Below are 20,713 nucleotides of genomic sequence, written 5' to 3' on the forward strand. Positions count from 1 at the left end.
GTACATCTTTGGTCCCGAAGACGGCTCGCTGGATAAAGAGATCCGCGACTGGTGCGAAGACGTCGTGTACATCCCGACCACTGGCTGCATGAACCTCGCCGCCACGGTCAACGTCGTGCTCTACGACCGCATGGCCAAGGGTCTGAATACCCGCTCCGGACCAAAATTCCGCTGAAACGTCGCACATCCGATGGAACGAGCTGAGCGCTGCGGCAGTCAGCTTGTTTATCCATTACTCATTGCCTGGAGAAAGATCATGGCCGAGCTCAAACGCGTCGAACGTATCGAATCCACCCCGTTCCAGAGCCGTTCCGAACAGAACGTCGAAGGCTGGGAACGCATCGGCTCGCTGGCCGGTGGCGCGATCATGGTCGGCAAGGGTCTGCGCCGTGGCGGCGTGTTCGGCCTGATTCAGGTGGCAATTGGCGGCGTGGCGATGGCCCGCGGGATCACTGGGCACAGTTCGATGAAAAGCCTGATCGAGAAGAGTCGTCAGGACATGAACAATGTACGGGCCAAGATCGAGCGCGCCGGGGAAGAATTGAACAAACTCAAGGCCAATTCCGAGGCTGCGACCAGCACCGCCACGGTGACCGGCAACGATTCGGTGAAGTCGCCGAAAGCCGGGGTTTGATCAAGGAGTTGCGGTGAGGCTTCTGGCCTCTTCGCTGGCAAGCCAGCTCCCACAGTTTCTGTGTCGTTCACTATTTTGATGAACATCCCGAATTCTGTGGGAGCTGGCTTGCCAGCTCCCACAGTTTCTGCGTCGTTCACCATTTTGATGAACATCCCGAATTCTGTGGGAGCTGGCTTGCCAGCGATAGCGATGTCACTGCAGTAACGCGGTATCAAGGACCTTGGAAGACTCGCCCAGAACACTCTCGGCCAGTTGCACAAACCCCTTGGTATCTACCGTCCCCAGATGCATTGCCCCGCGCAATACATCATCCAGCGAGCGCTTGTTACGCGTCTTCAGGCGAATCTCGCGATCCAGCTCCTGCAGCACCATCACCGCTTTTGAAAGCTGCGCCGGGCTGATCTGCGCGCCGCGCAAGGTCGTCACCTTCTGACTGTCCCTGGCCAACTTCGCCTGCAACGCCTGATAACGCTCATCGCTCATGCCACCCGCGCGGCGCACCAGTTCGATCGAGTAATACTCGGCCAATCCTTCACTGATCCAGTCGCTGCGCTGGGCGTCGTTGATCCGCCCGAACACCTGCGCCAACTCACGCACCAGTGCACTGCTGCCGCTCTCGCTGACCAGCGGCAGCCGCGTATTCATATAGATGGATTCGTGCGCACCGAGACTGCCGCGCCACATCGGGTCGTTGGCGCCGACGATCAACAGTTTTTTCGGATGCCGGGGATAGACCGCTTGCACCTGCGGCCAGACGAACGTCAGCAAGGTCAGCACATCCATGCGGCGCATGCCCTGCCCTTGCGGTGAGGCCACGGTAACTTCGGTTTCGCCCAGGCGCGTGCGGCGGCTGCCGAGGTGACCGGCCAGCATCCAGCCCGTCGGGCGGTCGAACAGGCGCGAAGGGTTGTCGATGCGGAATTTGTACTTGCCGATGCGCGGCCAGGCGGTTTCGACGCTTTGCCAGCCGCCGGGCAGTTCGAATTGCAGACGCGACACCAGCTCGACGCCATCCTGCTGATCGAGCTTGGCCGGCGGCACCAGATCCTCGCCGCGCAGCAGTGCCCAGCTCGGGGTCATGCGCGTGTCGAAGCTGCCGCCCTTGCGACCGTGGCTGACGCTGACGCGGTAGGTCAGACTGGCCTTGTCGCCCGTCGGACGCCAAACGCCCCGGGCCTGTTTGCCCGGGGTCAGCTGCCACTGGCCGTCGGCCTTGAAGTCGCTGTAATGGCTGCCATCACCGAGGTCGAAGTCGAGGCTGCGCACCGCTTCACCTTTGGCCAGGGTCAGGCGCACTTCGGCCTGATCGCTTTGCGGCAACAGGCGCACGTGGTAGTCCAGATCGACTTTCTTCGCTGCCCACACTGGCGCGCTCAACGCCAGCAAGCCCACACTGAGCGCCCGCCGCAATCCCCCAGCCATACACACTCCTTGGTGAAAGGTGAATCTGCGGGCGCTTAACCGGCCCGGAAAATCAGGTGATCTTCCCAGTCATCCTCCGGCACGCTGCCTTCGGCGAGCATGCGCCCGGACTGGGAAATCCGTTCGTGGTGCACCGCGTCGCGATCGCCGCACACCAGGTGGTGCCACAACGGCAGGTCCTTGCCTTCGCTGACCAGCCGATAACCACAGGTCGGCGGCAACCACTTGAATTCTTCGGCCTGGCCCGGGGTGAGCTGGATGCAGTCCGGGACAAACTTGATGCGGTTCGGGTAATCGCTGCACTGGCAGGTTTTCAGGTCCAGCAGTTTGCAGGCGATGCGCGTGTAATAGACGCTGTTGTCTTCTTCATCCTCGAGCTTTTGCAGGCAGCACAGGCCGCAGCCGTCGCACAGCGATTCCCATTCCTCGTGATCGAGTTGATCGAGGGTTTTGCGTTTCCAGAACGGTTCGACTTTGGCGGCCATGGCTCAAGCATCAACATCAGGTGGTGAAAAGGCCGCCAGTCTAGTGCCCCCGGCCTTGCGGGCCAAGCGCTGGCGACTGTCGGTAAATCCCGCTTGTCAGGCGAATCACCGCCCAGTAGGGTTTTGCCAAGAATTCATGACTCAAACACAGCAAGGAATCTTTTGATGAGTGCCAACCCTCGCGTTGCCGATTACGCCATTCACCCGCAATTCACCGACCGCTGGTCGCCGCGCGCGTTTACCGGCGAAGCGATCCCGGAAGAAACCCTGCTGAGCTTCTTCGAGGCTGCACGCTGGGCACCATCGGCTTATAACTCGCAGCCGTGGCGTTTTCTCTACGCGCGTCGCGATACGCCGAACTGGGCGCGTTATCTGGGTCTGCTCAATGAATTCAACCGCAGCTGGGCGCAACACGCTTCGGCGCTGGTGATCGTGATTTCCAAAACCACGTTCACCGCACCCGGCGCCAGTGAAGAGACGCCGGCGCTGTGGAGCACGTTCGACACCGGTTCGGCCTGGGGCCATCTGGCACTGCAAGCGAGCATCAGCGGCTGGCACACCCACGGCATGGCCGGTTTCGATCAGGAACTCACGCGCAAGGAGCTGAATATCCCGGAAGGTTATGCGCTGCATGCAGCAGTCGCGGTTGGCAAGCTGGGTGACAAGGCAACGCTGGCCGAGTACCTGCAGGCCCGTGAAGAGCCGAGCCCGCGTCGTCCGCTGAGCGAGCTGGTGGCTGAAGGCGACTTCACCCTTTAAGCCATACTGCAAAAACCCCTGTGGGAGCTCGCCTGCTAGCGATTGCGGTGCGTCAAACAACATCCATGTTGACTGACACTCCCTGATCGCCAGCAGGCTAGCTCCCACAGGTTTTGTGCATCATTCAAGTGAGCGGTGGATTTAATATCCGCGGTTGAAATCCACTTCGCCGCGCAACGCCTCGCCGGCCTGATACGCCTTCAGGTTGTCGACAAACAGCTGCACCATCAACGAAGGCGAAGTCGGCGCCGAACTGTGGCCGGTCAGCAACAAACCCCAGGCCGTCCAGAACGGATGGCGTTGTGGCAGCGGTTCCTGGCGGCAGACGTCGATCACCGCGCCGGCCAGATGGCCTTCTTTCAATGCTTCGACCAGATCCGCATCCACTACAGCCACACCGCGCCCGACGTTGATGAACAACCCGGTCGGCTTGAATTGCTTGAACAGTGCCGCGTCGTAGATATCGTGGGTGTGCTCGGTGTTGGGCAGCAGATTGACCACGTAATCCACCTCGCCCACCAGCCGTGGCAGATCCGCCAGCGCCCCGACTTCGACGAACGGCGCCTGTTCGCGGGCGCTGCTGGCGATGCCGTACAACTCGACGCCAAACGGCAGCAGGAACTGCGCCACGCTCTGGCCAATGTCGCCGGTGCCGACGATCAGCACCTTGCGCCCGACCAGGCTCTGACCGGTACGGTTATCCCACTTGCGCTCGACCTGGCTGACCAGACGCGCCAGCACTTCACGTTCATGACCGAGCATGTAGGTCAGGACGTATTCAGCCATCACCTGACCGAAAATCCCCACCGCACGGGTCAAGCGGTAATCGCGGCGCAAACCGTCGGCCAGCAACGGCGTGATGCCGGCCCAGGTCGACTGCAGCCATTGCGGTTGATGCCCCTGGCGCAACAGGGTCGCGAGCAGATCCGGCTGCCCCAGCCACACCGGGCAATCGGCAGCCTGTCGGGCCAGTTCGGCGGAGTCGCCGCTGGTCAATACTTCCAGTTCCGGAGCTGCCTGACGCAGCAGCCGGGCGTATATCGCGTGGTCGTGTTCAGCAATCAGAACGCGCATCTTCAAACCTTTCGCAAACCGTGCAGACGGCCACCGGAGTAAGGGTGGCCATCGCGGTAAAAACAGTTCCAGGGTTACCCGAGGCCCAGAACAGGGCCTGGCAGATCAGACCGGATCGTTGCGTCGCAGCAACTCTTCGGGCAAGTGTTCGATGTATTCGTCCTCGGCCGGCGGCATCTGCAGGTGATAGCCCTGCTTGTCGAGGTTTTCCAGCACTACGACGATGTCTTCGCTGGCCAGCTTGCGCTCGGGCGACAGCACCAGATCGAAGGCGTGCTTCGGTTTGCCGAAGGCCAGCATCAATGCTTCCGGCACGCGCTCGAGCGCATCGCTCTTGAGCACGTAAAGGTACATGCCGCTGCGCTTGGAGCTTTGGTAAATGGAGCAAATACGTTTCAAGGCTGTTCTCCGGCGGTGGCCAGGCTGTCGAGCAGCTTCTGGCCCATCAATTCGCGGCGCCAGCCACGCAGCGAATCAGGCAATTGGTAAGGCCCCTCGGGGTAGCCGCTTTTGACCAGCGCCTCGAGGGTTTTCTTGCGCAGCATCAGTTCCGGGGCAATGCCCAGACGCTCGGCCTCGGCCTGACCCAATGCGCGCAGTTGTTTGATCAATGCTGCGGCTTCGATCGGTAATGGCTCCGGTACGGCGGGCGGCCATTGATCAGGCCCCACACTGCCAGAGCGCTTGATCAGATCAAGCAGAAATTGGCCGTCCTGACGCACGGTACGCGGGTGCATGTCTTCGATCTTGCCCAACGCCGCGAGGTTGTCCGGTTGTGTGCGGGCCAGCGGCCACAGCGAATGCTCGCGGACGATGCGGTTACGCGGCAGATCACGGGCGCGGGCTTCCTTTTCCCGCCAGGCACACAGCTCACGCAGAACCGCCAGTTGCGCACGGGACAGTTTCCACGCCAGTTTGGCCTCGCGATAAACCTCGTAAGGGTCGGTTTCGCGGCGCAGGTTGGCGACCAGTTCCGCGCCGTCCTCCAACACCCAGGCGAATTTGTCGTCAGACAGTTTGGGCCGCAGTTGTACGAAAACCTCCGCCAGATGCACGGCATCTTCGGCGGCGTAGCTGATTTGCGTGTCGGACAACGGGCGCTGCAACCAGTCGGAACGGGTTTCGCCCTTGGGCAGTTCGATGCCGAGCACTTCCTGCACCAGCCGCGAATAGCCCATCGAGAAACCGAGGTTCAGGTAAGCGGCTGCCAACTGGGTGTCGAACAGCGGTGCCGGCAGGCTGCCGGTCAGGCGCAACAGGACTTCGAGGTCTTCGCTGCACGCGTGCAGCACCTTGAGCACTTCCGGGTTTTCCAGCAACGCAGCCAGCGGTTGCCAGGCGTTGATGCTCAGCGGATCAATCAGGTAGGCGCGCTTGCCGTCACCGACCTGCAACAGACCGGCAATCGGGTAGAAGGTGTCGACCCGCATGAATTCGGTGTCGAGGGCAACGAACGGCAGCTGCTGCCACTCGGCGCAAAACTGCGCGAGGCTTTCGTTGTCGCGAATCCAGTGAATATCGATAGCCACACGGCTCTCCCTTGAAGAATGGCGCGCAGTATATATCGCCACCGGCGATTTACGCGCCTGCGAAGGGCAAGAGCTGTAACGAAATGTCCTGCCAAGGAAAAAGAATAGTCTGACAGAGAGAACCGACAGATCTGTATCTGTAGAAGGTGCCGAAGGCTGACGGGGTGCGCCGCGCCTCAGTCCTTGGCCAGCACGCCGTCAATTACCGCGCCACGACAGCCGGCGAACATATCCAGGCCTGGTCGATAAACCGAACTCTTGATCTCCAGCAGCCCCAGCATCGAGTGGAACAGATTGTCCTGGCTCAGAGGTTTGTCGCGGTTCATCTGCAGACAGTGCGTGTCGAGCGAATAAGCCTTTTGATAGTTGTCGGAGAACCAGGCCAGCATCGCCACATGTTTCTGTTGGTCCGGCGCCAGCATATAAGGCGTGCCGTGCAGGAACAGGTTGTACTCGCCCAGCGACTCGCCATGATCCGACAGGTACAACATGGCGGTGTCGACTTTGTCCTGATTGCTGCGCAGCACATCGATCAGGCTCGCCAGCACATGGTCGGTATAGACCAGCGTGTTGTCGTAACCGTTGACGATGCTTTCGCGGCTGCAATTGTTCAGCGCATTACTTTCGCACACCGGCGTGAAGTGTTCGTACGCCTTCGGATAACGCTTGAAGTATTCCGGACCGTGGCTACCCATCTGGTGCAGCACCAGCACGGTGTCCTTGTCCAGATGCTCGATAAAACCCTGCAGACCTTGCAGGAGAATTTCATCGCGGCATTCGCTGTTGGCGCACAGAGAAGGGTCTTTCATATTGCTGACGTCTTGCAGGGTGACCCGGTCGCAAGTGCCTTTACAGCCGGACTGGTTGTCGCGCCAGATCACGTCGATCCCGGCATGTTTGAGCACGTCGAGCAGGCCTTCTTCGTTCTTCGCCTTGCTGGCGTCGTAATCCTTGCGGCCCATGTTGGAAAACATGCATGGCACTGAAACGGCGGTTTCCGTGCCGCAGGAGTGCACATCGGTGAAGGCGATCAGCCCGGCTTCCTTGTCCAGTTTTGGTGTGGTGTCACGGTTGTAACCGAGGATGCCGAAGTTTTCTGCTCGTGCACTTTCGCCCACGACCAGGACGGTCAGGGATTTGCGCAGCGGGTGTTGCCGTGCCGGATTACGTTGCGCGTCCTCACCGATTTTGACGAATGGCTGCTGCGCCGAGACGACTTGCTCGCGCAAGTAACCGGCCAACGCGCCAATGTAATTGCTGGGCACCAGCATCAAGCGGATTTCATGGTGATTGCGAAACAACGAAGACAGCCCTTGATAGTTGGCCAACGCCACACCACCGATAACTGCAACTGACGCCATAACCACAATAACTTTATAGAGTAACTCTCGATGCCAGCGACGAAAGTTAACAGGGACTTTCCACAACAACCAGGACGGTAAAACACCCAACAAAACAATATAGGCAAACAACTTCAACGACAGCAGGTCACGCACTTCCGTCGCGTTGGTTTCGGCGAAGTTGCGGAACATGCCCGCATCCATCATTACGCCATACTGGCTCATGAAATAAGCCACGCCGGCGCTGATCAGAAAGATCAGTGTCAGGATCGGTTTGAGCAGCGGCCGGAAGGCAAAAAAGGTCAGTACGATGTTGAAAGCTGCCAGGATAATCACCCCGAAAGCCACGCGCATGACGATGCCTTCGCCATCGGCTGCAGTGATCTCGAACAGATGTTGCCTCAGCACAAGATTGAAACCGGCCAGAAGAAAGGCACTGGCAATCAACGTCACCCATTCCGGGCGCACGGTTTTTAACTTCAACATAGAGACGGGCAGTTCCTGAAAAGAAGAACCCTGGTTAATTGTGAAAAATTCATTAACCAAGGCGCGACAAACTCTAGGCAGCCCCCCATCAATTTTTTGTGAAAAAGACGCCAACGATTAGTTGGCTAGCGCTAACTCGTCAGAACCTGTCAGGCATTTGAGAACGATTCAGTTTTGACGCAGTAAACACTCCGTGCAGGCGCGGCCAAAGTTTATGTTTTTTTGATCTGGACCTGTAAAAGCAAGATCAACAGATCGCAGCCTTCGGCAGCGCCTGCAGGGTGTGTGGGGTATTTGATTTTTAGGTGGGTTCGTGGATTTTCTGGTTTGCTCGACCGTTGCCGCCACGCGCCTAATCCTCAGTCCCCGTGTCAAAGGTCTGAAGATGGAAAACATCCGCGCCACCTCACGCCCCGCTGTCGGGCTGATGCTCGCCATCGCTCTGGTTGCCCTTAACCTGCGCCCGTCAATGGCGGCGGTCGGCCCGCTGTTGTCGGCGATCCGTGGCGACATTGCGCTCAGCTTCAGCCTCGCGTCATTGCTGACGATGCTGCCGGTGACAGCCATGGGCTTGGGGATGTTTTTCGGCCTGAGCATCGGTCGGCGCCTGGGTGAACGGCGCACGGTCATGCTGTCGCTGCTGATCATCGGCCTGGCAACGCTGTCGCGCTGGTTCATCGACTCGGCCGCAGAACTGATTGTCGGCGCAGTGCTCGCCGGTTTCGGCATTGCGTTGATCCAGGCATTGATGCCGGCACTGATCAAATCGCGGTTTGCGGACAACGTTGCCCTGTACATGGGCCTGTATGTCACCTCGATCATGGGCGGCGCAGCGATTGCCGCCTCGTTCGCCCCGCTGGTGATGCTGCAGACCGGAAGTTGGCGCGCGGGCCTGGCGATCTGGGCAGCACTGGCGCTGCTGGCGTCGATGCTCTGGTGGGCGCAACGCGCAAACCTGCCGCACGCCATGCCCGAAACGCACAAGCAAGAATCCTTTTTCCGTCATCCTCGCGCCTGGTTACTCGCCGTCTTCTTCGGTCTGGGCACGGCGTCCTACACCTGTGTGCTCGCCTGGTTCGCACCGTACTACGTGGAACAAGGCTGGAGCGAACAACACGCCGGGCTGCTGTTGGGTTTTCTGACAGCCATGGAGGTCATTGCCGGCCTGCTGGTGCCCGCTATCGCCAACCGCAGCCGGGATCGACGCTGGGTGCTGAAGGGCCTGCTGTTGCTGATCATTGCCGGATTTTGCGGCCTGACGCTCACCCCTCATCACCTGAGCCTGCTCTGGCCGTGCCTGTTGGGCCTGGGCATTGGCGGATTGTTTCCGATGAGCCTGATCGTCTCCCTCGACCACTTCGACCACCCGCAACGCGCCGCCAGCCTGACCGCTTTCGTGCAAGGCATCGGCTATCTGATTGCCGGTCTCTCGCCACTGCTGGCCGGGACAATCCGCGATCGACTGGGCAGCTTCGAATGGGCCTGGTGGTCACTGACCGCGGTCATGGTCATGATGTGGCTGATGGCTCGGCGCTTCGATCCGCGCCACTACGCATGCCAGTTCCCCTGAGCAAGCTAGAGGCTTCTGGCCATCTTTTCGCGGTTTGCCGGACGACGTCGTATTGCTAAAAGTTTCTGTCCCACTACTGACCGTGAATTGTCCCACGGGGGTTTCTCCTGGCACCATCGTTCCGTTAGGATCATTCGCACACGTTTGCGCGGATTCAGCGCAAGGAGCACAGCGAGACGGAACGGATGCTGAACAGTAACTTGCTTCGAAAGCTCGACATGCAGGACCTCATGGTGTTTATCGCCGTGTATGAGCAAAGCAGCGTCACCGATGTCTCGGAAACGCTGTTTGTCAGTCAGTCCACGGTCAGTTACTGCCTGAAAAAACTGCGCACCAGTTTCGAAGACGAACTGTTCATCAATACCCGCACCGGCATGCGCCCGACCTACAAGGCCAGCAGCATGTACAGCCATGTGCAGAAGATCCTCGAAAGCATCAACCTGTGCCATGCCGGTGCAGCGGCCTTCGATCCGACCCGGCAAGCGGTCACTTTCAACATCTGCGCTCCGGAATACTTCGAACAACTGATCCTGCCGCGACTGTTGAAGCGCTTCGACTTCGATGATTTGCCAGTGATGGTCAACATGCACAAGTTCGAAACCGACGTACCGGCCGACGAGTTACGCGACGGCAGCCTCGACCTGGTGATCAGTTTCGGCCCCAACTTCCATCGCTCTCACGCCGACCTCAAGTCACGGATGCTGCTGGAAGATGATCTGGTCTGTGTCTTCGACAAGCGCGCCACGCCACTGGAACCACGCCTGAGCCTGCAAGCCTTTACCGAACGCCGGCATGTGTTCCCGACACCGTGGACGTCCACCACCAACATGGTCGACGGCTGGCTCGCTCGCCAGGCGCAGAAACGTCAGATTGTTGCGCGCTCGAATAGCTATAGCGCGGCGTTGAAGATGATCACCGGCACCGACTTCATTCTCACCCTGCCGCGCCGCATTCAACGCCTGCTGACCAACGATGCGGTGTTCAAACACTGTGAGGCGCCGAATGGTCTGCCGGGCTTCACCCTCGACATGCAGTGGAGCCAGAACGCCGATCAGGACAGCGCCAACGTCTGGCTGCGCGAGCAGGTAATCAAGGTGTGCAGCGAACTGGAAGTGGCCTGAGCCTTACACGCCGATGGCCGTTTTGCTGTAGGACTCGCGATCAATGTCGAGCAGCTCGACACACAGCTGCACCTCAACCCCGGCCGGCCATTCGCACAGGTCCTGCAACACCGCCAGGAGGCTCTGGGACAACTGTTTCTTGATCTCCGGCGAACGGCCACTGAGCATCGCCAGTTTCACATACACAAACGCACGCTCGCCCATGACCGTGCCGACCTTGAAGGTCTCGACCTTGACCGCCCGGCTCTTGATATCGAATTCCGCCGCGAACTGACCGGACCCCACCAATGTGTTGTTGAGCCGGATCAATGCAACGTCGGCATTGAGTTGCGGCAGATTGGCGGTGTATTCCATGTGCAGGTGTGGCATCGCAAGACTCCAGTGTGGCGACAGAAAGGTCGTACATATACCACGGCGGCGTCCTGCTCTCCTGCGCGACTTTTCGGCAATCTGTCGCCCCTACCCTTGCAGGAGCCGCCGGAGGCCGCGATCTGTTGATCTTGCTTTCAACATAAAAGGCAAGGATTGCAGCCTTCGGCAGCTCCTGCGGAAAAGCGCTCGCCCTCAGGACACGCTGAGCGGCCGCTCGCTCATGAAGGCCTCCAGCCGTGAGCGCAGCCAGCGTTCTGCCGGGTCGCTGTCGACGTGACTGAGCCAGACCATCGACAGGTCCAGCGTCGGCGTCTTGAACGGAAACGGCTCCTTGAACAGCAACCCCGACGCGGCCATGGCCTCGGCGGTGTAATCCGGCAGGCTGGCGATCAGGTCGGTGCCGGCCAGCAATGCCGGCAAAGCGCTGTACTGCGGCACCGACAACACCACCTGCCGGGTACGCCCGAGCTCCGCCAGCCATTCGTCCGCGAATCCGCTGACGTTGGCGGTGTGAGACACCAGTACGTGCGGGCGGGCGCAATATTCATCGAGAGTCAGCGGCGTATCAGAGGCGTCGGCCCGCAGAATGCTCGGCTGAATGTGCCGCAACAATTTGCGCTTGGCGTTGGCCGGCAGGCCACGGGTCTGACTGATGCCGACGGTGATGTCGCCGGCAGCCAGCAAATCGGGAATTCGCCAGTAATCGACATGTTGCACGACAAACACCACCTTCGGCGCCTCCTGACGCAGCGCGCGCAACAGCGGCGGCAACAGGCCGAACTCGACGTCATCGGACAGGCCGATGCGAAAGGTCATGGTGCTGACGGCCGGATCGAAGTTGCGCGTCAGGCTCAGCGCAACCGACAGCGAATCCAGCGCAGGCTTCAGATGACGAAAGATATCCTCGGCACGGGCCGTCGGTTCCATGCGGTGCCCCACGCGGATGAACAGCGGATCGTTGAGCATCGTACGCAGCCGGTTGAGCGCCGAACTGATGGTCGGCTGGCCGAGAAACAGCTTCTCCGCCGCCCGCGTCACATTGCGCTCAAGCATCAGGGTCTCGAACACCACCATCAGGTTGATGTCGGCCTTGCGTAGTTCATTGCGATTCATCCCTTGCTCCCCGATCCCCAGATAGCCGGCAGTGTAGAAAGGCCTTGGGGGCGGCGTCCATCGCCACGATGGATCCGCTCACTGTCTAACACTTCGAGGTTTCTGGGTCGCACCTTTCAGAAACATCCGCCAACCATTGGAAACAATTGCCCAATAGCCAAAAACCTCGCCTGCGCTAGGCTTGCGTCGATGCGCCACACAGGCTGGCGCACACGTCTATCGCATGGAGCGAACTGAATGTATTTCGAGATTTACAGGCAATCCAGAGGCACCCCGAGCACCGGCAAAGGGCAATGGCGCTGGAGGCTGAGGGCGGGAAACCACGAGACCATCGCCAGTGGCGAGTCTTATGTGAACAAGGCGGATTGCTTGCATGTGATCGAATTGATCAAAGCAGCGCGAGGGGAAACACCGATAAAGGAGATTTAAGCGCGCAACGGTACGCCTGACTTGATCAAACGCGAACAGGCGCCCTCGCGGTCATGACTGTCTGATGCAGGTGTAAGTTAACGCCTGCAAAACAACAAAGCCCCGCTGGTTTGATTCAGCGGGGCATTGTTCCGGCTCTGCGGAGATTGGAACAGGCAAGACCTGGTCACGCGTTGCCAGATTGATCGCAGGAAAAAAAAAGCCCCGCAGCTTCTCAGCTACGGGGCTTTTTCTATGTAATGGCGGAGAGATAGGGATTCGAACCCTAGGTACCGGTGAAGGTACAACGGATTTCGAATCCGTCCCATTCGGCCACTCTGGCATCTCTCCAACGGCGCGCATCATAACAACACTTTCGCTGGTTGCGAACCCCCCAAACGAAATTTTTTCCGTGCTATCAGATGCTTGCGTCGATTAAAGCGGTACACCCAGACGATTGGCGACTTCTTCGTAGGCTTCGATGACGTCACCGAGGCCCTGACGGAAGCGGTCCTTGTCCATCTTCTTCTTGGTGTCCTTGTCCCACAGACGGCAGCCGTCCGGGCTGAACTCGTCGCCCAGGACGATCGAGCCGTCGCTGAACACGCCGAACTCAAGCTTGAAGTCGACCAGCAACAGGCCGGCGTCGTCGAACAGTTTGCTCAGGACTTCGTTGACCTTGAGCGACAGTTCTTTCATGCGCGCCAGTTGTTCGGTGGTGCCCCAGCCGAATGCCACGACGTGGGATTCGTTGATGAACGGGTCGCCCTTGGCGTCGTCCTTCAGGAACAGTTCGAAGGTGTAAGGGTTGAGCTTCATGCCCTCTTCAACGCCCAGGCGCTTGACCAGGCTGCCGGCGGCATAGTTACGCACAACGCACTCGACCGGAATCATGTCGAGCTTCTTCACCAGGCACTCGTTGTCGCCCAGCAGTTTGTCGAATTGGGTCGGAATGCCGGCCGCTTCGAGTTTCTGCATGATGAAGGCGTTGAACTTGTTGTTCACCATGCCTTTGCGGTCGAGCTGCTCGATACGCTTGCCGTCGAACGCCGAGGTGTCGTTGCGAAACAGCAGGATCAAGCGGTCAGCGTCGTCGGTTTTGTAAACCGATTTGGCTTTGCCGCGGTAGAGTTCTTCACGTTTTTCCATGATGGGCTCCGCTTGCTAAGTAGGTGGGCTAGGCGATGTGGCGCCAGTCGAGCCCTGAATCTTGATCGGCCAGTTGCAGCCAGTCCGGATCGCACCCGAGGGTGTCGACAAAACATTGCCGGGCCAGTTGCGGCAGGTTGTTCTTGCTGCTCAGATGGGCCAGGACCAGGTGTTGCAGGCCCTGCCAGCCCAACTCGGCCACCAGGAATGCCGCCTGATGGTTGTTCAAATGTCCCAGCTCGCCGCCCACCCGTTGCTTGAGAAAGTACGGATAGTGACCACGGGCCAGCATGTCGCGGCAATGGTTGGACTCGATCATCAACGCATCGAGATCCCGATAACCGTCCAGCACCCGCTCGCAGTAGGAACCCAGGTCGGTCAGCAGGCCGAAGCGCCGCTGCTGTTGATCACTGAAGACGTACTGGGTCGGTTCCTGCGCATCATGGGCCACGGCAATGACCCCGATGTTCAGAGCACCGATCTGCAGTTGCTCGCCGCCGGCCAGATAGCCTGCGGGTTCAATCGGTTTGCGCATCCCGCGCAGTGTGCCGCGACTGAGGTAGACCGGCAGATTGTAGCGCCGAGACAGTAAACCCACGCCATGCACGTGGTCGGCATGTTCGTGGGTCACAAGTATCGCGCTCAGTTGCGCCGGGTGCACACCCAGGCGCAACAGGCGTTTTTCGGTTTCCCGCAGGGAAAAACCACAATCCACCAGCACATACGTATCAGCACTGGCGATCAGCGTGCCGTTCCCTTGGCTACCGCTGCCGAGAACGGCAAAACGCATGTGATCAGCCCAGATTGTCCTGAATCACGCTCAACACTTTGCGCGCCACGTCAGCCGGTGCGACGGTGTTGATGTTTTTCTCGACGGTCACCTGAATGCTCTCGCCAACCTTGCTCAGGCGAACCTGATAGCGCTCGGCGCGGGCTTCCACTTCTTCCTTGCTCGGCGCACTGCCGAACAGGCTGCTGAAGAAACCAGGCTTTTCGTCTTTCTTCTCGGCTTTTTCGGCCAGGTTGATGTAGTACAGGCCCAGGCTGCGGTTGATGTCTTCAACGCGCCATTCACCCTGTTCCAGTGCACGGCCGACGCTCGACCAGGCACGGTCCAGATCGGTACCGACGTTCAACACCGGGTTACCGCTGCCGTCTTCGCTGAGGCTGACACGGCTCGGCGTATCGAAGTCACGGGAAGCAAGCATCGACACGGAACCGCCCTTCTCGGAGATACGGCTCATGCTCGCCAGCATGTCGTCGACCAGCGCTGCGTCCAGGCCAGTGTTGACCGAACGGTTGGTGAAGGCCACGTCGGCGGTGCTGCCGGCAGGACGCTCGGCGCTGACCACGTAGATTTCGCTGGTGTTGCGCTGCACACCTGGCTCGATACGCACACGAACGCGGGTTTCGCTGTCGCTGGCGATACCGGCCGCGCTCAGGCGCTTGGCCATGGAGGCGGACAGTTCATCGGAATGCTGCCAGGTGGTGGTGAATTCACCGGTTTGCGGACGCTGTTCATCCAGACGGAAACCGTTGTCCTGGAAGAACTGCACAGCCACTGGCCAGACTTCGGCCGGCGGATGCTGTGCCACGACCCAACGTGAGTCACCGCTCTTCTGCAGCGAGTAATCGCTGGCATCGGCAACGGCCGACAACGGTTGAGGACGTGGAACGATGTACTCACCCTTGGCAGTGTCGTCAGCGACGTTGCGCGGGATCGGCAACAGCGGATCCAGACGTTTGGAGGTGCTGACATCCGGTGGCAGTTGCATCGGTGCAGTCTGTTGCGCTTGCAGGTAATCGCTTCCACGGTCGCGGAAATAACCTTCCGGCCCCCAGACCCATCCACAGCCGCTGGTGCTGGAGATAATCAAGGCAAGTGCGGAAAGTCCGGCCATTCGCTTCATGCGTTGTACTTCCTCAATTAAACCAGGACGCTGCACTGGCGCAGGGCCGAGCGAAGCGTTTCATGACAAGGTGCGCTCAGCCAGGTCAGCGGCAGGCGGATGCCTTCGTGCATCAGGCCCATTTCAACCAGAGCCCACTTGACCGGAATCGGGTTGGCTTCGATGAACAGGTCTTTGTGCAGCGGCATCAGTTTTTCGTTGATGGCCCGTGCGGTGTCGGCGTCGCCCTTGAGCGCGGCCTCACACAGGTCGGCCATTTCGCGCGGAGCGACGTTGGCAGTTACCGAGATGTTGCCTTTGCCGCCCAGCAGGATCAGTTCGACGGCGGTCGGATCATCGCCGGACAGCACGATGAAGTCCTTGCTCACGCCGTCGATGATGGCCTTGGCGCGCTTGAGGTCGCCGGTGGCTTCCTTGATGCCGACGATGTTCGGCACGCTGGACAGGCGAATCACGGTCTCGGCCTGCATATCGCAGGAGGTGCGGCCGGGAACGTTGTAGAGAATCTGCGGAATGTCGACCGCTTCAGCGATGTGCTTGAAGTGCTGGTACAGACCTTCCTGAGTCGGCTTGTTGTAGTAAGGAACAACCAGCAGGCAGGCATCGGCGCCGGCTTCCTTGGCGTTGCGGGTCAGTTCGACGGCTTCGCGGGTGGAGTTGGCGCCAGTACCGGCGATGACCGGAATGCGCCCGGCAACCTGTTTGACCACGGCTTTGATCACGGCGATGTGTTCTTCTACATCAAGGGTTGCCGACTCGCCGGTAGTACCGACCGCGACAATGGCATGGGTGCCGTTCTTGAGATGGAAGTCCACGAGTTTGCTGAGGCTGTCCCAGTCCAGACGCCCTTGTGCATCCATGGGAGTGACCAGTGCCACCATACTGCCCGCAATCATGAAACCGCTCCTGCCGGAAAAAGAGAGCGGTAATGGTACTGGCGCCAAGATGCTTGCACAAGCGAAGTACTGCGCTGCCGCCATTCCCCTTGGCGTCGCTTTTCGCTACCCTTCAGACTTTGATCGGTACTGATCAGCTTGTACGCCGGGTTCCAGCCTCCCTTTTCGGCCTCCCAGGCCCCGTTCCTGCGTCGCATCGACGCGCTCCCGCTATAGTGGAGCGAGCCGCGAGCGCTGGCCGGGCCTTTTGAACGGACAGCCTGAACAGGCACGCAGGCTCGCTCCGACGACCAACGCCCGTCAACCTACCGACCGCTCATCGCTTTAGGAATGCTGCATGTCCACCCCCACAGTTCGCGAACAATTCCTTGTCATCAGTGCCCTTGGCGCCAACCCCATGGAGCTGACTAACGTCCTGTGCCGCGCCAGCCATGAAAATCGCTGCGCCGTCGTCACCTCCCGCCTGACCCGCCACGGCGAATGCAGTGCGCTGGTGCTGGAGATTTCCGGTAGCTGGGACGCGCTGGCCCGCCTCGAAGGCAGCCTGCCGGTGCTGGCCAAACGGCACGCTTTCACCGTCAACGTGGTGCGCAGTGCGGCGCTGGAAAACCGCCCGCAAGCGTTGCCGTACGTGGCTTATGTCAGCTCGGCGTATCGCCCTGACATCATCAATGAGCTGTGCCAGTTCTTCATGGATCACAACGTCGAGCTGGAAAACCTGACCTGCGACACGTATCAGGCACCCCAGACCGGCGGCACCATGCTCAACGCCACGTTCACCGTGACGCTGCCGGCCGGCACACAGATCAGCTGGCTGCGTGATCAGTTCCTCGACTTCGCCGACGCGATGAACCTGGATGCGCTGATCGAACCCTGGCGCCCACAAAACCCAATGTAAGGAAGCTTTCATGGCCGTTGTCATCGACCAACCGGTTACGGATTTCGAAGCCCCTGCCACCAGCGGGCAGACCGTCAGCCTGTCTGCCCTGAAAGGCAAACAAGTGGTGATCTACTTCTACCCGAAAGACAGCACTCCGGGCTGCACCACTGAAGGCCAGGGTTTTCGTGATCAGTACGCGGCATTCCAGGCAGCCAACACGGAAATTTTCGGTATCTCCCGCGACAGCCTGAAGTCCCACGAAAACTTCAAGTGCAAGCAGGCGTTTCCGTTCGAGCTGATCAGCGACAAGGACGAAGCCGTTTGCCAGCTGTTCGACGTGATCAAGTTGAAGAAGCTGTACGGCAAGGAATACCTGGGCGTTGATCGCAGCACGTTCCTGATCGACAAGAACGGTGTACTGCGCCAGGAATGGCGCGGCGTGAAAGTGCCGGGGCATGTGGATGCGGTGCTGGCAGCGGCTCAGGATTTGAATAAAGCCTGATGTTTTGGCGTCGCTCTCACTGACGCCATCGCTGGCAAGCCGCCCCCCACAGGTTTTGTATGCGCCTGAAACCCTGTGGGAGCTGGCTTGCCAGCGATGAGACCCCACGCCTCAGCCCGATTTACAGCAAAGGCGCCACCACCGGTTCCTTGCGCGGCCAGGCATCAAGCACAGCCTTGAACAGCGTCGCCAGCGGGATCGCAAAGAACACCCCCCAAAAGCCCCACAGCCCGCCAAACAACAGCACTGCACAAATGATCGCCACCGGGTGCAGGTTGACCGCCTCCGAAAACAGCAGCGGCACCAGCACGTTGCCGTCCAGCGTCTGAATGATCCCGTAGACCGCCATCAGATAGATGAACTGATCGCTCCAGCCCCACTGGAACAAGGCGATCAACAGCACGGGCACCGTCACCACCACAGCGCCGACATAAGGCACCACCACCGACACACCCACCAACAACGCCAGCAGCGCCGCGTAATTGAGCCCCAGCGCAACGAAGCCGATGTAAGTCACGCCACCGCAAATCACGATTTCGATCACCTTGCCGCGAATGTAGTTGGCGATCTGCCGGTTCATTTCCTGCGCGACCCGGGTGATCAGAGCGCGCTCGCGGGGCAAATAGCCGCGCACCCACTCGCCGATCATCGACCGGTCCTTGAGGAAGAAGAACACCAGGATCGGCACCAACACCAGATAGATCATGATGTTGACCAGCAGCGGCAGGCTCGACAGCGAAAACGTCAGCGCCCATTGCCCGAATTTGCCGATCTCGCCACGCGCCGCTTCGATGGCCTGCAGCACCTGCTCATCGGAGACCAGATGCGGGTACCGCTCTGGCAGCAGCAGGAGCAACGATTGCCACTTGGCAAGCATGCCCGGCAGTTCGTTGAACAGCGTGATCACCTGATGCCAGAGCAACGGCAGCACCACGACGATAAACAGCATCAGCACGCCCATGAACAGCGCAAATACCAGCCCCACCGCCGCACCACCCGGCACCCGCAGTCGCTCGAGCGTCACCACCAGGCCCTGCATCAGATAAGCGAGCACCATCCCGGCCAACACCGGGGCCAGCATTCCGCCGAGGGTGAGCACAGCCGTGAAGGCGAGAATCAACAGCACCGCCAGCACCACCGCCTCTTCATCGGAAAAGTAGCGCTGAATCCAGTCGCGTAACACTTTGAACATCAATAATCCTCAGGGCTTTTACGCTGTCGGTTTCAGGCTTTTTTCAACCAGTAACGGTAAACACCGGCGTCGTCTTCTTCGCGCAGCAGCGCATGACCGGCCAAGCGGGCGAAGGTGCGGAAATCGCGTTGCGAGCCCGCATCCGTGGCGATCACCTTGAGCACCGCACCGCTCGGGAGCTTGTTGAGTTCCATTTTTGCCTTGAGTAACGGCAACGGACAATTAAGGCCACTGGCGTCCAGTTCCACGTCATGGGCTACAGCGTCAGTCATTGCGTCACTCCGGATCAGGTCATTCGAGCTGCCTAGAATATCTGGTCGCAAGCCCGGTGTCCGGCTACAGTAAGGTCTTTGTCTTCTAAGGCTTTGTGCATGACTTTTCTGCGCCCTACCCTGCTGACGCTCGCTTGCCTGCTCGCCTCACCGGGCTTTGCCGACGATCTGCCGTCACTTGGCGACGCCAGTTCTGCCATTGTCTCGCCGCAACAGGAATACCAGCTCGGTCGGGCCTGGCTGGCCATGCTGCGCAGCCAGGTTGCACAGCTCAACGATCCGCAGCTCAAGGACTACGTCGAATCCAGCGTCTACAAGCTGGTGGAAACCAGTCAGGTCACCGACCGCCGCCTTGAATTCATTCTGATCAACAGCCCGCAACTCAACGCCTTCGCGGCACCGGGCGGCGTGGTCGGGGTCAACGGCGGCCTGTTCCTCAATGCACAGACCGAAGGCGAATACGCTTCGGTACTGGCCCACGAACTGGCTCACTTGTCGCAACGTCACTTTGCCCGCGGCGTCGAGGCGTCCCAGCGGATGCAGGTGCCGATGATGGCTGCCCTGCTGGCCGGGATCGTCATCGCCGCAGCGGGCGGCGGTGACGCCGGCATCGCGACCATCGCCGGCACCCAGGCGGCGGCGATTCAGTCACAACGCACATTCTCCCGTCAGAACGAACAGGAAGCCGACCGCATCGGCATCCTCAATCTGGAAAAGGCAGGGTACGACCCGCGCTCGATGCCGACCATGTTCGAACGCCTGATGCGCCAGTATCGCTTCGACGCCAAGCCGCCGGAGTTCCTGCTGACTCACCCGGTCACTGAATCGCGTATCGCCGACACCCGCAACCGTGCCGAACAGGCCAAACCCGGCGGCATCGAAGACAGCCTGCGCTATCAACTGATCCGCGCGCGCGTGCAACTGATCTACGAAGAAACCCCGGGGCTGAGTGCCAAACGCTTCCGTGCACAACTGGATGAGAACCCGAAGAACAACGTCGCACGCTACGGTCTCGCAATCGCCCAGATCAAGGGCGGCCAGTTGAACGAGGCTCGGGAGAATCTCAAGCCACTGCTGGCAGCGGCGCCGAACGAAATCATCTACAACCTTGCGCAGGTCGATCTGGACATCACCAATAATCGCCTGGCAGATGCGCAATCGCGGGTGGACCGGATGCTCACGCAGTATCCGGGCAACTATCCACTGAATCAGGTGCGCGTGGATCTACTGCTGAAGCAGAACCGCACAGCCGATGCCGAGAAGGCCCTGGAAGGCTTGCTCAAGTCGCGCCCGGATGATCCGGACGTCTGGTATCAGGTCGCTGAAACCCGGGGCTTGTCAGGCAACATCATCGGTTTGCATCAGGCGCGCGCCGAGTACTTTGCACTGGTCGGCGATTACCGTCAGGCGATCCAGCAACTGGATTTTGCCAAGCGCAAGGCAGGCAGCAACTTCCCGCTGTCGTCGCGTATTGATGCCCGCCAGCGCGAGCTGATGGAGCAGGAGCGCATGATCAAGGACATGATGGGCTGATTCTGTCTTTCGGCAAAAAGCTTCAGGCATAAAAAACCGCCTCTTTCGAGGCGGTTTGTTTTT

22 protein-coding genes, 1 tRNA gene and 1 pseudogene are annotated in these 20,713 nt (G+C 59.7%); 9 read left to right on the forward strand and 15 right to left on the reverse strand.

Annotated features, from left to right (window positions below; all coding sequences use genetic code 11):
- Positions 1–175: pseudogene (locus DBR24_RS09900) on the forward strand (TrmH family RNA methyltransferase); the annotation flags it as partial.
- A gap of 81 nt (positions 176–256) precedes the next feature.
- Complete coding sequence (locus DBR24_RS09905; RefSeq protein WP_128614639.1) at positions 257–634, forward strand: DUF2892 domain-containing protein; 378 nt, start codon at positions 257–259, stop codon at positions 632–634.
- Between the two features lie 195 nt (positions 635–829).
- Here the strand turns inward: DBR24_RS09905 and DBR24_RS09910 are convergent, their stop codons facing one another.
- Positions 830–2,059, reverse strand: coding sequence for a hypothetical protein (locus DBR24_RS09910; RefSeq protein WP_128614640.1), 1,230 nt, complete (start codon positions 2,057–2,059; stop codon positions 830–832).
- A 35-nt stretch (positions 2,060–2,094) separates the two neighbouring features.
- Complete coding sequence (locus DBR24_RS09915; protein ID WP_003222605.1) at positions 2,095–2,544, reverse strand: YcgN family cysteine cluster protein; 450 nt, start codon at positions 2,542–2,544, stop codon at positions 2,095–2,097.
- Between the two features lie 165 nt (positions 2,545–2,709).
- Here DBR24_RS09915 and DBR24_RS09920 point away from each other — a divergent pair, with 165 nt between their 5' ends.
- Entirely contained in the window at positions 2,710–3,303 is a 594-nt protein-coding gene (locus tag DBR24_RS09920; protein WP_123465500.1) for a nitroreductase family protein, read from the forward strand.
- A 141-nt stretch (positions 3,304–3,444) separates the two neighbouring features.
- Here DBR24_RS09920 and DBR24_RS09925 read toward each other — a convergent pair whose 3' ends face one another.
- The 4 genes from DBR24_RS09925 to DBR24_RS09940 all read right to left on the reverse strand — a co-directional run bounded on the left by DBR24_RS09925 (position 3,445) and on the right by DBR24_RS09940 (position 7,732).
- The gene (locus DBR24_RS09925; RefSeq protein ID WP_123465498.1) at positions 3,445–4,377 is read right to left on the reverse strand and encodes a D-2-hydroxyacid dehydrogenase; all 933 of its coding nucleotides are present in this window, start codon (positions 4,375–4,377) and stop codon (positions 3,445–3,447) included.
- Positions 4,378–4,482: 105 nt separating this feature from the next.
- Positions 4,483–4,776: a YcgL domain-containing protein gene (locus tag DBR24_RS09930; protein WP_122608866.1), complete on the reverse strand. Its 294-nt coding sequence runs from the start codon at positions 4,774–4,776 to the stop codon at positions 4,483–4,485.
- Positions 4,773–5,906, reverse strand: coding sequence for a ribonuclease D (gene rnd, locus DBR24_RS09935; RefSeq protein WP_128614641.1), 1,134 nt, complete (start codon positions 5,904–5,906; stop codon positions 4,773–4,775). Before rnd ends, DBR24_RS09930 begins: the two co-directional genes overlap by 4 nt.
- A gap of 176 nt (positions 5,907–6,082) precedes the next feature.
- Positions 6,083–7,732: a phosphoethanolamine transferase gene (locus DBR24_RS09940; RefSeq protein WP_128614642.1), complete on the reverse strand. Its 1,650-nt coding sequence runs from the start codon at positions 7,730–7,732 to the stop codon at positions 6,083–6,085.
- Positions 7,733–8,117: 385 nt separating this feature from the next.
- On the opposite strand from DBR24_RS09940, the gene DBR24_RS09945 reads away from it, so the two are divergent.
- A complete protein-coding gene (locus tag DBR24_RS09945) occupies positions 8,118–9,302 on the forward strand; it encodes a cyanate transporter (protein WP_128614646.1) in 1,185 nt (394 codons plus the stop codon).
- 185 nt (positions 9,303–9,487) lie between these two features.
- Positions 9,488–10,423 (forward strand): LysR family transcriptional regulator, encoded by a 936-nt coding sequence (locus tag DBR24_RS09950; RefSeq protein WP_123465494.1) that lies wholly within the window; start codon positions 9,488–9,490, stop codon positions 10,421–10,423.
- 3 nt (positions 10,424–10,426) lie between these two features.
- On the opposite strand, the gene DBR24_RS09955 is transcribed toward DBR24_RS09950, so the two are convergent.
- Positions 10,427–10,792 (reverse strand): 5-carboxymethyl-2-hydroxymuconate Delta-isomerase, encoded by a 366-nt coding sequence (locus DBR24_RS09955; protein ID WP_123465492.1) that lies wholly within the window; start codon positions 10,790–10,792, stop codon positions 10,427–10,429.
- A gap of 195 nt (positions 10,793–10,987) precedes the next feature.
- A complete protein-coding gene (locus tag DBR24_RS09960) occupies positions 10,988–11,908 on the reverse strand; it encodes a LysR substrate-binding domain-containing protein (protein WP_128614643.1) in 921 nt (306 codons plus the stop codon).
- Positions 11,909–12,145: 237 nt separating this feature from the next.
- Here DBR24_RS09960 and DBR24_RS09965 point away from each other — a divergent pair, with 237 nt between their 5' ends.
- Complete coding sequence (locus tag DBR24_RS09965) at positions 12,146–12,337, forward strand: DUF1508 domain-containing protein (protein ID WP_123465490.1); 192 nt, start codon at positions 12,146–12,148, stop codon at positions 12,335–12,337.
- A 240-nt stretch (positions 12,338–12,577) separates the two neighbouring features.
- Here DBR24_RS09965 and DBR24_RS09970 read toward each other — a convergent pair.
- From DBR24_RS09970 to dapA, 5 genes are all read right to left on the reverse strand, one after another.
- A tRNA-Ser gene (locus DBR24_RS09970) sits at positions 12,578–12,667 on the reverse strand.
- 84 nt (positions 12,668–12,751) lie between these two features.
- Positions 12,752–13,465 (reverse strand): phosphoribosylaminoimidazolesuccinocarboxamide synthase, encoded by a 714-nt coding sequence (gene purC, locus DBR24_RS09975; RefSeq protein WP_123465488.1) that lies wholly within the window; start codon positions 13,463–13,465, stop codon positions 12,752–12,754.
- 28 nt (positions 13,466–13,493) lie between these two features.
- Complete coding sequence (locus DBR24_RS09980) at positions 13,494–14,255, reverse strand: MBL fold metallo-hydrolase (RefSeq protein WP_123465486.1); 762 nt, start codon at positions 14,253–14,255, stop codon at positions 13,494–13,496.
- A 4-nt stretch (positions 14,256–14,259) separates the two neighbouring features.
- Positions 14,260–15,375: an outer membrane protein assembly factor BamC gene (bamC, locus tag DBR24_RS09985; protein ID WP_128614644.1), complete on the reverse strand. Its 1,116-nt coding sequence runs from the start codon at positions 15,373–15,375 to the stop codon at positions 14,260–14,262.
- Between the two features lie 17 nt (positions 15,376–15,392).
- Positions 15,393–16,271 carry a 4-hydroxy-tetrahydrodipicolinate synthase gene (gene dapA, locus DBR24_RS09990; protein ID WP_123465482.1) on the reverse strand — a complete coding sequence of 293 codons (879 nt, stop codon included), beginning with the start codon at positions 16,269–16,271 and terminating at the stop codon, positions 15,393–15,395.
- A 337-nt stretch (positions 16,272–16,608) separates the two neighbouring features.
- Between dapA and DBR24_RS10000 the strand changes: the two genes are divergently transcribed.
- The gene (locus DBR24_RS10000) at positions 16,609–17,169 is read left to right on the forward strand and encodes a glycine cleavage system protein R (protein WP_123465477.1); all 561 of its coding nucleotides are present in this window, start codon (positions 16,609–16,611) and stop codon (positions 17,167–17,169) included.
- 10 nt (positions 17,170–17,179) lie between these two features.
- Entirely contained in the window at positions 17,180–17,653 is a 474-nt protein-coding gene (locus tag DBR24_RS10005; protein ID WP_123465475.1) for a peroxiredoxin, read from the forward strand.
- Between the two features lie 121 nt (positions 17,654–17,774).
- On the opposite strand, the gene DBR24_RS10010 is transcribed toward DBR24_RS10005, so the two are convergent.
- Both DBR24_RS10010 and DBR24_RS10015 read right to left on the reverse strand, forming a co-directional pair.
- A complete protein-coding gene (locus DBR24_RS10010) occupies positions 17,775–18,845 on the reverse strand; it encodes an AI-2E family transporter (protein ID WP_128614645.1) in 1,071 nt (356 codons plus the stop codon).
- 32 nt (positions 18,846–18,877) lie between these two features.
- Positions 18,878–19,117, reverse strand: a complete 240-nt coding sequence (locus tag DBR24_RS10015; protein WP_123465472.1) for a sulfurtransferase TusA family protein — start codon at positions 19,115–19,117, stop codon at positions 18,878–18,880.
- Between the two features lie 99 nt (positions 19,118–19,216).
- On the opposite strand from DBR24_RS10015, the gene DBR24_RS10020 reads away from it, so the two are divergent.
- The gene (locus DBR24_RS10020) at positions 19,217–20,650 is read left to right on the forward strand and encodes a M48 family metalloprotease (RefSeq protein ID WP_123465470.1); all 1,434 of its coding nucleotides are present in this window, start codon (positions 19,217–19,219) and stop codon (positions 20,648–20,650) included.
- Positions 20,651–20,713 lie beyond the last annotated feature (63 nt).

This window comes from Pseudomonas sp. HMWF006, from assembly GCF_003061205.1.
Taxonomy (GTDB): domain Bacteria; phylum Pseudomonadota; class Gammaproteobacteria; order Pseudomonadales; family Pseudomonadaceae; genus Aquipseudomonas; species Aquipseudomonas monsensis.

Excerpts from the sequence above, each read along its gene's own strand:
- DBR24_RS09945 (WP_128614646.1), top strand. The coding sequence starts at position 8,118 with ATGGAAAACATCCGCGCCACCTCACGCCCCGCTGTCGGGCTGATGCTC.
- DBR24_RS10015 (WP_123465472.1), bottom strand. The coding sequence starts at position 19,117 with ATGACTGACGCTGTAGCCCATGACGTGGAACTGGACGCCAGTGGCCTT.
- DBR24_RS10020 (WP_123465470.1), top strand. The coding sequence starts at position 19,217 with ATGACTTTTCTGCGCCCTACCCTGCTGACGCTCGCTTGCCTGCTCGCC.
- DBR24_RS09905 (WP_128614639.1), top strand. The coding sequence starts at position 257 with ATGGCCGAGCTCAAACGCGTCGAACGTATCGAATCCACCCCGTTCCAG.
- DBR24_RS10005 (WP_123465475.1), top strand. The coding sequence starts at position 17,180 with ATGGCCGTTGTCATCGACCAACCGGTTACGGATTTCGAAGCCCCTGCC.
- DBR24_RS09950 (WP_123465494.1), top strand. The coding sequence starts at position 9,488 with ATGCTGAACAGTAACTTGCTTCGAAAGCTCGACATGCAGGACCTCATG.
- DBR24_RS09960 (WP_128614643.1), bottom strand. The coding sequence starts at position 11,908 with ATGAATCGCAATGAACTACGCAAGGCCGACATCAACCTGATGGTGGTG.
- DBR24_RS10000 (WP_123465477.1), top strand. The coding sequence starts at position 16,609 with ATGTCCACCCCCACAGTTCGCGAACAATTCCTTGTCATCAGTGCCCTT.
- DBR24_RS09915 (WP_003222605.1), bottom strand. The coding sequence starts at position 2,544 with ATGGCCGCCAAAGTCGAACCGTTCTGGAAACGCAAAACCCTCGATCAA.
- DBR24_RS09925 (WP_123465498.1), bottom strand. The coding sequence starts at position 4,377 with ATGCGCGTTCTGATTGCTGAACACGACCACGCGATATACGCCCGGCTG.
- DBR24_RS09980 (WP_123465486.1), bottom strand. The coding sequence starts at position 14,255 with ATGCGTTTTGCCGTTCTCGGCAGCGGTAGCCAAGGGAACGGCACGCTG.
- purC (WP_123465488.1), bottom strand. The coding sequence starts at position 13,465 with ATGGAAAAACGTGAAGAACTCTACCGCGGCAAAGCCAAATCGGTTTAC.
- bamC (WP_128614644.1), bottom strand. The coding sequence starts at position 15,375 with ATGAAGCGAATGGCCGGACTTTCCGCACTTGCCTTGATTATCTCCAGC.
- DBR24_RS09940 (WP_128614642.1), bottom strand. The coding sequence starts at position 7,732 with ATGTTGAAGTTAAAAACCGTGCGCCCGGAATGGGTGACGTTGATTGCC.
- DBR24_RS09965 (WP_123465490.1), top strand. The coding sequence starts at position 12,146 with ATGTATTTCGAGATTTACAGGCAATCCAGAGGCACCCCGAGCACCGGC.
- DBR24_RS09920 (WP_123465500.1), top strand. The coding sequence starts at position 2,710 with ATGAGTGCCAACCCTCGCGTTGCCGATTACGCCATTCACCCGCAATTC.
- dapA (WP_123465482.1), bottom strand. The coding sequence starts at position 16,271 with ATGATTGCGGGCAGTATGGTGGCACTGGTCACTCCCATGGATGCACAA.
- DBR24_RS09910 (WP_128614640.1), bottom strand. The coding sequence starts at position 2,059 with ATGGCTGGGGGATTGCGGCGGGCGCTCAGTGTGGGCTTGCTGGCGTTG.
- DBR24_RS10010 (WP_128614645.1), bottom strand. The coding sequence starts at position 18,845 with ATGTTCAAAGTGTTACGCGACTGGATTCAGCGCTACTTTTCCGATGAA.
- DBR24_RS09955 (WP_123465492.1), bottom strand. The coding sequence starts at position 10,792 with ATGCCACACCTGCACATGGAATACACCGCCAATCTGCCGCAACTCAAT.